The 14,613-nt window shown below is 42.4% G+C and carries 9 protein-coding genes and 1 pseudogene; 3 read left to right on the top strand and 7 right to left on the bottom strand.

Annotated elements, in window-relative coordinates:
• Positions 1 to 3: 3 nt before the first annotated feature.
• Entirely contained in the window at positions 4 to 774 is a 771-nt protein-coding gene (gene agaR, locus CEX98_RS16025; RefSeq protein WP_099643038.1) for a transcriptional repressor AgaR, read from the bottom strand.
• 256 nt (positions 775 to 1,030) lie between these two features.
• Here agaR and CEX98_RS16030 point away from each other — a divergent pair, with 256 nt between their 5' ends.
• The 3 genes from CEX98_RS16030 to CEX98_RS16040 all read left to right on the top strand — a co-directional run bounded on the left by CEX98_RS16030 (position 1,031) and on the right by CEX98_RS16040 (position 6,660).
• The gene (locus CEX98_RS16030; RefSeq protein WP_099643039.1) at positions 1,031 to 2,401 is read left to right on the top strand and encodes a Gfo/Idh/MocA family oxidoreductase; all 1,371 of its coding nucleotides are present in this window, start codon (positions 1,031 to 1,033) and stop codon (positions 2,399 to 2,401) included.
• A gap of 78 nt (positions 2,402 to 2,479) precedes the next feature.
• Positions 2,480 to 5,329, top strand: a complete 2,850-nt coding sequence (locus tag CEX98_RS16035) for a TonB-dependent receptor (protein ID WP_099643040.1) — start codon at positions 2,480 to 2,482, stop codon at positions 5,327 to 5,329.
• A gap of 38 nt (positions 5,330 to 5,367) precedes the next feature.
• Positions 5,368 to 6,660 (top strand): DUF3472 domain-containing protein, encoded by a 1,293-nt coding sequence (locus tag CEX98_RS16040; RefSeq protein WP_099643041.1) that lies wholly within the window; start codon positions 5,368 to 5,370, stop codon positions 6,658 to 6,660.
• A gap of 155 nt (positions 6,661 to 6,815) precedes the next feature.
• On the opposite strand, the pseudogene CEX98_RS16045 reads toward CEX98_RS16040, so the two are convergent.
• From CEX98_RS16045 to CEX98_RS16070, 6 genes and pseudogenes are all read right to left on the bottom strand, one after another.
• Positions 6,816 to 8,119 (bottom strand): annotated as a pseudogene (locus tag CEX98_RS16045) (IS5 family transposase).
• A 243-nt stretch (positions 8,120 to 8,362) separates the two neighbouring features.
• Entirely contained in the window at positions 8,363 to 8,650 is a 288-nt protein-coding gene (locus CEX98_RS16050; RefSeq protein ID WP_099643042.1) for a hypothetical protein, read from the bottom strand.
• Positions 8,651 to 8,652: 2 nt separating this feature from the next.
• Positions 8,653 to 8,961 carry a hypothetical protein gene (locus tag CEX98_RS16055; RefSeq protein ID WP_099643043.1) on the bottom strand — a complete coding sequence of 103 codons (309 nt, stop codon included), beginning with the start codon at positions 8,959 to 8,961 and terminating at the stop codon, positions 8,653 to 8,655.
• Positions 8,940 to 13,130 (bottom strand): RHS repeat-associated core domain-containing protein, encoded by a 4,191-nt coding sequence (locus tag CEX98_RS23325; protein WP_172439787.1) that lies wholly within the window; start codon positions 13,128 to 13,130, stop codon positions 8,940 to 8,942. The genes CEX98_RS16055 and CEX98_RS23325 overlap by 22 nt, the downstream gene beginning before the upstream one ends.
• A gap of 76 nt (positions 13,131 to 13,206) precedes the next feature.
• Positions 13,207 to 13,995, bottom strand: a complete 789-nt coding sequence (locus CEX98_RS16065) for an Ig-like domain-containing protein (RefSeq protein ID WP_099643045.1) — start codon at positions 13,993 to 13,995, stop codon at positions 13,207 to 13,209.
• Between the two features lie 198 nt (positions 13,996 to 14,193).
• Positions 14,194 to 14,613: integrase core domain-containing protein (locus tag CEX98_RS16070; protein WP_143484348.1), on the bottom strand; the 420-nt coding region annotated here is incomplete at its 5' end.

The following is a 14,613-nucleotide window of genomic DNA, read 5'->3' on the forward strand; positions in this document are numbered from 1 at the left end:
CTCTTAAGACGTTATTAAATGTACCTCTATTCCTGCGGCGACCAGTTGTTGATAGATATCATCTGGAATGCCACTGTCCGTTACCAAAACGTCAATTTCTGCACAGGAGATAATTCGGTGCACGCCATTACGGCCAAACTTACTGGAGTCAGTCACCACAATTACTTGCTTTGCAGCCTTACACATTTCACGATTTAATGCGGCCTCAGGCTCGAAGTGTGTGGTCACACCAACATCAACAGACAGACCATCAACACCCAAAATTAACCGATCAAAATGATACTGTTTGAGCTGCTCTTCTGCATGGCTACCGTAAAAAGAGAGTGATTTTTTTCGCAGTGACCCACCGGTCATCAAGACATCAACACTCTCGGCACTGACCAGCGCTTGCGCAACATTCAACCCATTGGTCATCACGACCAATTGCTCATGTTGGATCAATTGTTTAGCAACTTCTTCCGTTGTTGTACCAGAATCAAGAATAATAGATTCGTTATTCCCTATTAAACTCGCTACCAACTTACCAAGCTCGACTTTCACTTGGCGATGATCATCATGCTTCTCGCTGATGGTTAACTCTTTGGTAAGCTTCGAGCTTGCTACCGCGCCACCGTGAGAACGAACCAATAGCCCTTTTTCATGTAAGGCATTGAGATCGTTTCGAATCGTCACAGTTGAGACACCAAATTTTTCTGCCAACTCAGAAACTTCAACCCGTTCAACTTGACCAACGAGCTGTACAATTTCGTGACGTCTTTCAATGGTGTTCAGCATGACACCTCCTTTCGTTTTGGTTAATTTTAGTCTACACACCTTTCATTTGCTTTCAAATTATTTTTTTACCTTTGTAATAAAATAAAAATAACACCTTGTTTTACCTGAATATATTCTAAAAAAAAGGAACAAAACAAAAGAAAACCGAAACAAAATGAAAGATATTTTTCTTGCGTTCAAAATAAAACTACCGTAATAATAACCAAAAAATAACATTTCGTTTTTAACAACAAGACTGAACAACTAAGAGGTTATTATGGGTGATCTAAACCGTCGGCGATTTCTCCAATCAATGGCTGCAATCGCAGCAACCGGTGCAGTGGTAGGCTGCGCAAGTAGTAATAATAAAGCGCCACTTGCACCAAAGCCACAAGGAAATTCGGTGCTGGGTTTAATCGCCCCTAAGCTAGATATTGTTCGTGTTGGTTTTATTGGTGTTGGTCAACGTGGTGTAGGTGCGGTTAAACACTTTTGTCACCTTGACGGAGTAGAGATCAAAGCCATCTGTGATACTCATCAAGAAGTTGTTGACAGAGCGGTTAAGATTGTTGTGGACAAAGGCTTACCGGCGCCTGCAACTTACGGCAAAAATGACCTCGACTATCGTCGCATGCTTGAACGTGACGATATTGATATTGTTATTATTTCCACACCTTGGAAATGGCACACCCCAATGGCTGTAGACACTATGGAAAGCGGAAAGCACGCGTTCGTTGAAGTACCTGCCGCAGTCACCATTGAAGAGGCTTGGCAACTGGTTGACACCTCAGAGCGCACCCAAAAACATTGCATGATGTTAGAAAACGTTTGTTACGGCCGCGACGAGCTTATGGTGCTGAATATGGTGCGCCAAGGAGTATTTGGTGAACTACTTCATGGTGAAGCCGCTTACATTCACGAATTACGTTGGCAGATGAAAGAAATCGAGCACAAAACAGGCTCGTGGCGCACTCACTGGCACACTAAGCGCGACGGTAACCTCTATCCAACCCACGGTTTAGGTCCGGTTTCTCAATACATGAACATCAACCGTGGTGACCGCTTTGACTACATATCTTCAATGAGCTCTCCTGCCCTTGGCCGTGCTGCATATGCAAAACGTGAGTTTCCGGCCGATCACGAACGAAATCAACTCAATTATACCGCTGGTGATATGAATACCAGCATCATCAAAACGGCTAAAGGCCGCTCGATTATGGTACAGCACGATACCACAACGCCTCGCCCTTACTCTCGCCATAACTTAATTCAAGGTACTAACGGCGTGTTTGCAGGATTCCCCAACCGCATTGCACTCGAAAATGGCGGGAGTAAGAGCTTCCATGAGTGGGATTACGACATGACTGATTGGTACGGTAAGTACGATCATCCACTTTGGCAAAAAATGGGCGCAGAGGCAGAGCGTAACGGCGGACACGGAGGCATGGACTTCTTGATGTTCTGGCGCCTCGTTTACTGCTTACGCAATGGTGAGCCACTAGATCAGGATGTCTATGACGCCGCGGCGTGGTCGGCAGTCTTCCCGCTTTCAATGGACTCAGTTGCAGACAGAAGTAATAGCAAGGACTTCCCAGACTTTACTAGGGGCAAATGGCGCACTGCAACACCACTGGGCATTGTGAGCTAAGTAAACACAATTAACAGCCCAAACTCTCAGCGCTCGATATTCGAGCGCAATAATAAAAATACGCTACAGGACAACAAGATGAAACACACTCTAAAACTGTGTGCTGTGGGATTAGCCGTGAGTTGTGCTCTATCCCAACACGCATATGCACAGGAAACAGATCAGAACAGCAGATCCGACGAGCAAGATAAAGCTAAACAACAAGTTGAGAAAATTGAAGTACGTGGCGTACGTTCCAGTATCAAAGAGTCACTCTTTCTCAAGAAAAACGCCGTCGGCGTAATGGATGCCATCGTTGCTGAAGACATCGGCAAGTTCCCAGATCAAAACCTTGCTGAAGCGCTACAACGAATGACAGGTATCGCCATTACCCGTAACGCCGGTGAAGGACAAAACGTCACAGTGCGGGGCCTTGGCGGGGACTTTAACGTTACCACCATCAATGGTCGTAGAATGGCATCTGAACACACAAGCCGTGACTTTAACTTCGATTTAATTGCGCCTGAAATGGTTCAAGCATTAGAAGTATACAAGTCACCACAAGCACAAACACAAGAAGGGGGAATTGGCTCGGTCATCAATATAAAAACCCGCCGACCGTTAGATATGGATGGCTTTACCCTCGCCGGAAGTGCCAAAGCCATTTACGAAGAACGTACCGGAGATACCAACCCTCAAGCCTCATTTCTAATCAGTGATACTTTTTTTGACAATACCTTTGGCGCGCTATTTACCGCTGTTTATTCCGAGCGAACTCAACGCGAAGACTCCTACGAGGGACAAGGGTTTTACGATCCAGAAGAAAATACCGACGTGCGAGTCCCTGTTGATAGTAACCGAAATGGCGAACTAGATGAGGGCGAGAAAGTACACCCATCAATGATCCCTGGATATGTGCGCTACTCGAACTGGCAAGATAAACGTGAGCGCATTGGTGCGAGTCTAGCGTTACAATGGCGTCCAACGAATGATATTGATGTCACCTTTGATAGCTTATACTCAAGCTACAAAACCGACGGTGAAAAATATCAAATCTCTTTCGTCACCTATGATGAACCTTGGACACCGGGGATCCCAGCAGTAGGTGAATTAAAATTTAATGAAGATGGCAACGTCAACTACATTGAATTAGTCGATGGTGCAATGGCTGAACTACTGAACGTCTCTGAGCCTCGCAATACCGACACTTGGCAAGCCGGTCTTAACTTCAAGTGGTATGCTACCAGCGATCTAACGCTTGAATTTGACGTGTCTAAGTCGCGTGCCGAGCGGAACAATGATGGCGACAACCGCTACATCGTGGCACGTGGCTTTGTTGATACTATCACCATAGATCAAACAGGCGACAACCACCTGCCAGATGTGACTATGTCACCAGCACTTAATGCCGATCAACCCTTTGGAGCTCACTACAGCTACAACTATGGCACGGAAGTGATAAGCGATGTTGAAGAGTTAAGGCTTGAAGGGACATTTATTCCTGAATGGGAATTTGTCAAAGACATCAAGTTTGGCTTTCATTATGGTAAGCAAACTAAAGCCAGAGACGTAAGCAAATCAAATGATCCGTCAATGTTTAGTAATGGTGGGGCTTATTTTAAAAACTCAGATTACGACAGCTTTGATAACTCAAGCGTAGAAAAGCTCGGTAGTCTTAGCTTATTTAGGCTACCCGCAGATGTACTTGTACCCGCCAACTTTGATAACTTCCTAGATGGTGAGCCGGGCATGCATCCTGCACCATGGGCCAGCTTTGACTACGAAAAACTCTATGCTTTTTATCAATCCATTAACGCCCAAGCCGCAGATGAAAAAATCAGAGCTTCCAAGAGCCCTAAAGATTCCTATGAGCTTTCTGAGTCAACATTTGCACTTTATTTAGAGACCAATCTAGTCGGCGAGCTATCGGAGATGCCTTACAACCTTAACCTAGGCGTAAGAGCAATCAAAACCGAGATCACTTCTGATGGCTACATTTTTGATTACCCAAGTCTGGTATACAACGTAGAAGAAGACGAAGATGGCGACATTATCTATCGTATAGAAGGGGATATTGCCGATTATTACTCCGATTCTTACGTCGAAGATGACTATACTGATGTACTGCCTAGCATGAACTTTAAGTTAGAAATAACAGACTCACTGCTATTTAGAACCAGCGCGGCTAAAGTTATCACTAGGCCTAGCATTGATTTTCTAACCCCATATAGCTCAATCAATTTCAGTAAGTTTGAACTTAATCTCGCCAACCCTGGGATCAAGCCACTTAGAGCAAACCAGTTTGATTTGGGACTAGAGTGGTACTTCTCTGATTATGGAGCGCTCACGTTTGCAACCTATTATAAAGACATTAAGTCTGTGATTGCTCAGGGGCGTGTCGGCACAATAAAAGTCGGAAAATTCCTCAAAGACGGAGTGGAAGTTGAGGGACCTGAGTTTACACAAATGTCTCCACGTTCTGAAGCAGGCGCTGAAATAAAAGGCTTTGAAATAGCTTATCAGCAATCGTTTGAGAAATTGCTACCAGCACCATTTGATGGCCTAGGTATGCAAATCAACTACACATTTACGGATAGTAAATACGATGATCCTGAAAAAGATGAGCTACCATTCGCAGGTATGTCTGAGCATTCTTACAATGCGGTTATCTATTATGAAAAGGATGACTACCAAGCGCGTATCGCTTACAACTGGCGAGATGATTACCTGAAGTATCCAGATGCGTGGGGCGGCCCAGAATGGGCAGCGGATTATGGTCAATTTGATTTCAGTGCCAGCTATAATCTAACTGCAAAGACACGAATAGACTTGAATGTGACCAACCTCACCAATGAACGTCAGTGGTCATACATTAAAACCCAAGAGCAAGTGAGTCATTTGAGCCGTTACGGCCGTAGTATCAGCTTAGGCATTAATACTTCTTTCTAATTAACATGGGGCGAGATGCCCCATTCAAGGAACTTAAGATGAAGAACAAGATAATGGCACCCATATTCCTGTGCGCCTCATTTTTAACATCGGCACAAGAGTCTTACATCAGCAGTTACGGTAATGCTTGGGTCAATAACGATATAGATGCAAGCAGCCAATTGATCTCTCAGACCGGTATCGAACCTTGGCAGGATAAGCAGCTAACATTCAATCACTATTTTTATGCAAATAATGTTGGCACCTACACGCTATATTTACATATTGATAAGCCCAGTACACCGAGTACATTGCTAGTGGCTCACAACAGCAAACAGGTTACTTTAAACCTTGATAGGCAGAGCCCAACAAAGCTTAAAGTAGGTGAGTTTAAAGTCTCCAAAATTGGCTATCAGACCGTCCAAATATCTGGCGTTACTCTAACGAACGGACGAAATAGCACTTTTCCCGCCATCACTGGACTGACGCTTGATGGTGAAGCCATGACCCCAGCTCCAAACTACGTTAAGGAAGACTTCTACTGGGGACGTCGAGGCCCTTCGGTACACCTTAATTATCCAGTGCCTGATAATAATAAAAACTACAACTGGTTTTATAATGAAGTCACCGTACCATCGGGCTACGATCCACAGGGCTCATATTTTATGGCGAATGGATTCGGCGAAGGCTACTTTGGTATTCAGGTCAATTCTGCAACCGAACGACGCGTGTTATTTTCAGTTTGGAGTCCATATCACACAGACGACCCAAGCACGATCCCTGATAACCTCAAAATCAAATTATTAGATAAAGGTGAAGGTGTTTATGTGGGTCAGTTTGGCAACGAGGGCTCGGGTGGACAGAGCTATTTACGCTACCAGTGGCAGCCCGATACCACATATCGCTTTTTGGTGAATATTCAGCCAAGTACAAACCATCAAGGGCACACTGAATATCGCGGTTATTTCTACGCGCCAGAAGTTGGCCAATGGCAACTCATCGCAGCATTTAGTCGGCCAGAAACGAACACTTACGTAGCAAGGCCCCACAGCTTCTTAGAAAACTTTATACCTGCCGCTGGGCAGCTTGAACGTAAAGCATTCTACAACCGCCAATTTCTTCGTGATACCGACGGGAACTGGGTTGAACTTAACAAAGCAAGATTTACTTATGACGCGACGGCTGCTAAGGGCTCAAGACTTGATTACCAAGGTGGTGAAGCGCAAGGTGGATTCTACTTAAGAAATACCGGATTTTTTAGCGGTCCAACCCCTTACTTAAGTGAGTTCAATCGAGTAAACAGCAATAATGCTCCGGTGATCCCATGGCAATCACTACAAGCACATCCTTAACTTAATATGGATAGGTGTGATTACCAAGGCGTTTTGACATGATCACACCATCTGTGTTGCTACTTAGTCGATTCTGAATATTGGTGTTTTGGTGCTTAGATTGGCAGTACTAGATTAGTCCAGTCTGAGCATCATTTTTATCGATAGTTCTGTTATTACGCAGCGCTTTTCGCTGCTAATAACTGATATAAAATCCAGGCATAAAAAAGCCGCAGCTGGGCTAGGATTTTACGGCAGTTTTGACCTACACCCGCAAGCACTGCGTTAAGCTTGTCACCGAGCTTTCCTTTTAAGCGGTTAAGACCCAAGTGACCATCTTGTTTCATGTGCCCAATGATTGGCTCTATCGCATTGCGTCGCTTGAGTTTTTTCTTAATGCTCGGCGTCACTCCACGTTTTTGCCCTGCAATATACACATCATAACGTTCTGCAAAATGCCCGCGATAACCTCTATCTACAAAACAGCTGTATGGCCTTTTATCTGTCACGTTTTCTACTATTCTCAACGTTTCCCATAACGTGTCACCGTCATAGGGGTTGCCGTGCATTGCATGAGCGCACACCACAAACTGCTCTTTCAATGTGGTTGCGACACTCACTTTGACACCAAACTCATATGGCTTTGCGCTTTTCCCCTTGGCGATACATTCAACACCCGGCTCATGTAGGCTATAGAGTTTGTTTTTACTCGTTCTTTCTTGCTTTAACAGTCGCTCAGCCTGCTGTAGGGTATCGAAAAATTCCTTGCTTGGTTGCTCGGTGATTTTCCGCAAGATGTCTTTCATCACTCGCCTGAGATAGTTTTTCTGTTTTTTCAGTGTCTTCTTCATGCGTTTGAATTGTTTGGCATGCGCATAACTTGCCACCTTTTGAGCGCCCTAGGGCCTACTCGTTCATAACTTTGCCTAAGCACAATGCCGGCTTGCTTAGCGAAGCCAACCAGTTTATTGCGGCATTTTTCTAGTAGTTTACTGTCCGTTGGATGGGCGATATTTTTCTCCATGACGGTGCTATCCACGACCACTTCTCGCAAGCTTGAAGGCTTAATTGTATTACTTTTAAGGCCCGCATCTACCGTGAGTGACAGCATTAACTCAACGCCATCCTCACCAATTCGCTTGCGAAAGCGTGTCATTGAACTGGGATCGCAAGGTGGTTCATGCGTAAAAAATTGCATGCCACAAAAATATTGCCAATACGGGTTTTCGCTCCACATGGCCACCGTGTTTTCGTCAGACAGTTTGTGAATTTGTTTCAGGTATTCGAGACCCGCAAGTAGGCGGATAGGCTTGGCGCCAGCGCCTTTATCGCCATAATGCTGTTTAAATTCAACCTCTAGACGCTGCCAATCAATGAGTTTTGCCAATTTCACGAGTTCATGACGCGGTGAAACAATATCAATAAGCTCGACTTGAAACAGGTGCTTTTGTGGTGTTTGTATGGTTGGTTTTGGTTTCATTTTTACACTCAAATTGCAATGTTTTGGTTGTGTGATTCAAAAAAGTTGCAATTTGAGGGTAGTAAGCTCGTTTAGATCTTCAAGTAATTCAATAAATTAAATTGGTTTCAGGATCGACTAATTATTGGAACAGTGGTGCAAAAAAGGTTGATATGTTCCGGTACGAAATAACAATTTTAAGTCCGGCTGAATCTATTGACTCAGCCGGAATGATCATATATGCACGTTAATTTCTTTAACTTTCTAAACGAATAAAGTGTAGAAAGTAAAACAAGTACAACCAACTACACCTACAAAAAATAAAAAAAATCTTGCTATATTTCTTTCTCCTGTAGGAGGGAGCTCCTCACCTGAATATGGTACATACATAGGTCTGTTGAGAAAAAAAGCGTAAATATACCTAAAGCAAATTGCAAACATAAACATACAAGCGAGCAATTTTTCTATAGGTTCAAAGCCTATAATAAATAACGCACTTAGTACAAACCAGATAATACCAAATGCAATAACTAGTACTTTTTTCCATTCCATATTTAGCGGTCCCTACCTCTTTTCCAGTTTCTGAACTTTTGCGCTCTAGTCGGCATTTCAATAACAAAAAACTCTGGATTACTTTTCTTACTGGTTGATTTTTCATTAGATTTTGCTTGGTTGATGGTTTGACCTGTAAGAATGCCTGAGGTTGCCCCTATTTGATGAGCTTTTTGAGTATTAGTAACTTTTAATCCTTTATATCCTCTATTAATAGCTTCTCCGCCTACACCAGGGATTAAAGTTAATACCGCTGCACCATATTCTTCATTAGCTAGATTGTCAGTTCCTAATCCAATATCAATGAGCAAAGAGCCCCCCCACATATAGCTGAGCAAGGTGTCAAAGATCCAGCTGCTAGACCAAGAGAAGCAATTGATGCCATTGATCGCATATTCTGTCTGGTTGGATTAATGGTTATCGTCGGTATAGAATATGAAATGTTTTCTCCAACCTCTACGGCAGGTTCCCACATCTTCACCCACTGGTCAAACCCACTCAATATATTAATTGAGTTCAACCCATCAGGGTCAATATATTTATATGGATTATTATTGCCATAGGCATAACGGTTAAAACTATGAATCCCCCTGAAAGATAAAGGGTCATTCGAGTAAAAACGACCTATAACTGGATCATAGTATCGTGCCTGCATATAACTTAAATTAATATCGGTATCAAACTTATGCCCAGTATAGCCAATATCATCTTCTGACTGGTTAACCGTTTCACCATAAGGCTTATAGTATTGTTTACTTTGGGTTACCGTACGACTAGTATCCACATCACCATATTTTGCGATAAGTTTGCCAGCTAAATAAATGTAGTTGGTACCCTCAAGAGTGATGGTATCTGATTTTTCACTATAAAGTAGTGTACCTGCTTGGCTATAAAAGCTATAGCTTATTCCCTCACTGTCCACTCGTTTTACGCGACGGTTAAAACCGTCATAAAGATAGCTATTCCCTTTTGCTGACACCATCTGATCTGCATCATTATAGACCATTGAGTATGCACCATTATGTTTTATGCTACCTTTAGTAGTGTAATCAAAGCTAGAATATTTACCCTGAACACCAGATACTGCTATTAAGCGATTTGTAGAATAATCGTATTTATAATCTAGGGCTCTACCTTTGCTGCTATAACTTGTAATATTACCAAAGCCATCATACGTTATGTTGCTAGAACCAATTCCTGCGTTACCCGACACTGTGGTCAAACGGTCTAAGCCATCGTAGTCTAACCGTTCCAAACTAAAACTGTCATTTACACCATCGATGATACTAGTCACGCTATCATTATTGTTATACCCATATGATAGATCAGCTATATAGGTGTTACCTTTTTTATAGCTAAGCTGTTGTGGACGTGATGTCTGTGACTCCAAAGACATTGAGAACTCAACCCCATTACCGTAGCTAAAACTTGATATATCACCAGTAGGATGGTATTTCACATTAGTCGCAAACACTTGCGCTACAGTATTGTTTGGCCCGATTTCTTTTACACTTTGTGGCGCACCAAAGCCATTAGGCTCGTACCTTAAAATCGTGCCATCGGGGTAAACTTCTTGACTAAGGTGCCCAGATGAGTCGTAATTATAATCAAGCTGCATCGGTAACTGCGATGCAATTAAGAGCGTTTCATCTTCCAGCAGCCCTTTGTTGTTATAACTGTAAGTATGTGTCACTTCTGAGTTACTCAACTTAGTTAAGTTACCAACAAAATCGTAAGTATAGGTAAGGTCTAAGGCCTCTCCAACGTAGTCAACTTTTCTTAATTTTCCTGTATTATTGTAATAATAAGCGACGCTACCGCTGGGTTTCGAGCTAACGCATTGAGTGTTATTTACGCCTGCCTTTTTCCATATAACCTCCCCTATTGCATTGTAAGCAATAAGGGTATTACCGACGTCTGGACGAATAACTAAGCACAGCCGCTTGTTGCTGTCATATTTACGTGTTTCGGTCAATGTGGTTGACGTCCCTGACTTGCTTAATCCCGTTTGCTTGATATTGTGAAGCAAACCAAAAATATCGATTTGCATCGTTGTTACAACCTGCTCAGGAGACTCTATTTTCGTGGCTGTTTGATAACTTGGGCTATCAATGGAGTAGTAGGTCGTCGTAGTGGTATTTTGCTCTGCGTCGGTAGTGGCTATTTTGTTACCCACTTTGTATGTTTTAACGATAGTTCCCTTACCCGTTGTTGTGTATTTTACAGGCCTTCCTAGCAGGTCATATTCGATACTTGTACCTTTCGTTTCACTACCGAATTGAGAGGTAACCGATTGAAATTCCTTACGCTTAAATTTATCGAACTTAAATATCTGATACCTCGACCTACCCGAATTATCAGTACTTTTCAAGTCATGGTATTCAACTTTAACCACATTGCGGTATCCATCAAAGTGCTTAACTGTTTTAAACAATTCATCACTGAGACATGCTGTAGCTTGCTCATTTAATTTACAGCGAATCACCGTTTGAGTGTGGTTAGTATCATCGTAACTAGATAGCTCGCCAACCCACTCTTTATCGAAGTCAGTGTCTTTCTCTGTGTAAGAAGAAACAATACGACCAATATCATCGTAACGAGTATATGTCTTAGTACCATCAAATGCTTCATTTTGCGTGACCCAACCAAATACATTAGCCGCCGCTTTGCTGTTCATTTCATTATCTGCATGTGGTTGTTTACGTGTTGTTACCTGTGCAACGCCACCAACGTAATTACTGCCATAACTAATTTTAACTTTATCCGTGGAAGTCTTTTGTTGTACATTGAAGGTCGTACTTGATAACCCCCCGTGGGAATAGTACGCGTCAGTTTTAATTAGCTGACCAAAACGATAAACCTCGGTAGGTTCTAGATCGGCATTATATTTCTTCTCCGACACCAAGACATAGCTTCCATCGCTGGTAGATGCGTATTCTTTGGCAACTTTACCTATAACCCGCTTTGTGTTGTCGTTCATACGCTCAACTTTTGCATACTTCTGCGCCCCTTCAAAGACCATTCCTGAAATATCACCCGTTGGAGGCTGAGCTAAGTTAAGTTTAACAAACCTAGTCTTAAGAGAGTTATTATAGCTATCATAGCTAAGGTGCTCTTTTGCATAAGTATCGTAGCCGTCGTCCATCTTATAGCTGGTATATTCTCGCTTTTTCCTTACTACACCACACCCACTACCATAAGCGCTTTGAAAATATGGTGAGTTCAATTGCTTGAAACATAAATCGCTGCCTAATGTCGCATATTGCCACTGAATTTCTTGTCGTAGAAGTAGCTCGTGAGCCTCCCATTTCGAGTGAAGGATCATACCTTGCTCCCACGGGCCACTATAGCGCTCTCGTTTATATATTTTTCCTCGGAAATCTGCATTACTATGGATATAGTAAACATCACTGAAGCCATCAGCCCCAGAAATTGAGTCGCCACTGCTATCTAGTGCGTATTCAAAAGCTAGCACTCGATGCCCATCAAAGCCTGGTGAATCAAGCTCTGGCGCCATTCTGGTGTAAAAAAACTCTCTCGGCTTTACATGAGGTCCTGTAATTTTTTTTGATTTTACCGTTAAACTATTACGACTACCTTCCCAATAACCTGAATAGTCATATGTCACTTTTAGCCCAGATGGGAGCTCAACACTCTTTATCGATGTGCTTCCGCCAGTAAACCCTCCAGTGTGCGTGAACCCTGTGACTCGCCCCTCTGGGTCTGTAACTTTGTCTATCTGCTTTAGTGAGTCGTACTCAAATTCCGTGGTATAGTTTTTACCGTTGCTATTGACATTAATTGACTTAAGCCTGCCACTATCATGTGAAAAAGAAACCGTTGAACCCATAACGGTTAACACGCTACCATTTACGTTTATTGTGTTACCAAACTTATCCAGTAGCGCTTCCACTGGCCAGTTATAGTACCCTCCAGAGGTAGCTACCTTATGACCAAACTTTACTTTCATGCCATCGGGATAAATAACAACAGGCTTGGTGTTTACACATCGAAGTACCGCCCCTCCTTGAAATACAGCTATATCGCGACTGTGCCTAGTTGCAGAAGTACTCCCTAAAGGAGCTGAAGCAGCCCTTCCTGTGGCGCTTTGGGTGCTAAGCTTCAGGCCTGATAATTGCCCCAAGCAGCCAAAACTTCTCAGAGCTCGTGTACCATAGACCGATGTCTGGCCCTCTAGACTAAACCCATGTCGAGATTCATCAAAACCATAAAAACCGTATACTACACCCGAGCTAAAACCTTGTGCTTTATACCCGATAAGAACGCTTTGGCCGGAAGGGAACACTAACTCATTTGTCACAAAGGTATGTTCTAGCTTTAAATCCTGAATAGAAATACGTTCCGTTGGAAAATCGCTAATATGGTCTTTTAACAAGGTATGTGGAGAAATATCTCCTTCCGTGCTAGGTGGTATAACCGGAACATCAGCGAACGTTACAGCACTAAATGCTGTAAACATTAGAACTGTAAGTCTCTTTTTTAAATACGTTAAAATTAAATTAGAGTCCATCTTTAAGCTCTCCCTAGTTAAACGATCAGTTATCTTCACTTGAAGTAGTCTCCGCAACAGGGCTGCCGAGTAAATCTGTATGTATAAAAATGGTTCTCTTTGGCCTTCTCAAACTTACATCTATCGAATAATGTTTGCTTAAGCCTTCGCCATCCGAGGTTCTAAGTTGAATCGTTGTATGCCCCGCCGTATCTGACGGAGCTTCAACTTGTAATTTCCACTGCGCTATGTATTTTCCATTCTCATAATAAATTTGGCTAACTTGAGTGAGTTGTAAATTATCTGCATGCAAAACAGAGTCATTGGTACTTCCTTGCAATGCTACTGAGAAATTGGATGAGTCAACATCACTGGCATAAAAGTGTATTGTTTTGGAGCTACCTGACTGTAAATTAAGTAAACCTGATATACTTAATAATACAGGGTCGTTTATACATCTAACATTGTAAGAAACTGTTTCTGTATAGGTACTTGGAAAACTACCAAATGTTGACATTATGCTGATAGGAGGAGTTGGAGGGTCAATAGAGTCATCATCACTGGGGCCTGGCTCGACTCTATAACTAAGACTATCTGACCCGCAGAAATTTGGTTCTGGTACATATATAACTGTATGAGGCTCGGTGACAAAAACCGTACCATTTTCAGGCCAGTTAACTATTTCGCTAATATGTTTTAGAGTTTGAAAGTCACCACTTTCTTCATCGAGCGAGTGAACTGAGCTAGTATCCTCATCAATAGTAAACGTTTTGGCATCAGCACTATTTATTACAAAGGCTACTCCTACAAAAATCAGTCGGCTTATCAGATTCACCCCAACCTCCAAATAACAAGAAACAAATTAAAAAATCACAATGGTAACAAAAGTTAACATGGGGAGATTAAAAAGCAAACAAAATCATAAAGTGTAAATAATTACCTCTTTTAAGCTGAGTGACATTGGCACTCGGCCCTCTGATTGTGGTCTTTATTTGTAACTCCACCCAATTTAGTACAGCTATTTCGTAGAATTCTATGCAGCCTCAAGGTAACCAATCGGTGTCATATCACCAAGTGAATCACGAGGTCGCTCAAAATTATAAATATCTAACCACTCATCTGTGATTTCACGTACCTCTTGAAGTGACTCAAACAAGTATAAATCGAGCACTTCTTCACGGTAACTTTGATTAAACCTTTCCACAAAACCATTTTGGTAAGGACTACCTGGCTCTATAAATTCCAACTTGATGTCATTTTTCATTGCCCAATCTTCGAGTACCGTTGAAGTAAATTCTGGGCCATTGTCCACTCTAATCTGCTTTGGTTTTCCTCGCCAAGCAATGACCTGTTTTAGTGTCCTAATCACTCTATCAGCCGTTAAACTGGTATCTACTTCAATGGCTAATGCCTGTCGCTTAAAATCATCGAGTACATTCAATGTTCTAAAATG

It is taken from the genome of Pseudoalteromonas piscicida, assembly GCF_002744175.1.
GTDB classification, from domain to species: domain Bacteria; phylum Pseudomonadota; class Gammaproteobacteria; order Enterobacterales; family Alteromonadaceae; genus Pseudoalteromonas; species Pseudoalteromonas piscicida_B.

Excerpts from the sequence above, each read along its gene's own strand:
- agaR (WP_099643038.1), bottom strand. The coding sequence starts at position 774 with ATGCTGAACACCATTGAAAGACGTCACGAAATTGTACAGCTCGTTGGT.
- CEX98_RS16030 (WP_099643039.1), top strand. The coding sequence starts at position 1,031 with ATGGGTGATCTAAACCGTCGGCGATTTCTCCAATCAATGGCTGCAATC.
- CEX98_RS16035 (WP_099643040.1), top strand. The coding sequence starts at position 2,480 with ATGAAACACACTCTAAAACTGTGTGCTGTGGGATTAGCCGTGAGTTGT.
- CEX98_RS16040 (WP_099643041.1), top strand. The coding sequence starts at position 5,368 with ATGAAGAACAAGATAATGGCACCCATATTCCTGTGCGCCTCATTTTTA.
- CEX98_RS16050 (WP_099643042.1), bottom strand. The coding sequence starts at position 8,650 with ATGGAATGGAAAAAAGTACTAGTTATTGCATTTGGTATTATCTGGTTT.
- CEX98_RS23325 (WP_172439787.1), bottom strand. The coding sequence starts at position 13,130 with ATGTTTACAGCATTTAGTGCTGTAACGTTCGCTGATGTTCCGGTTATA.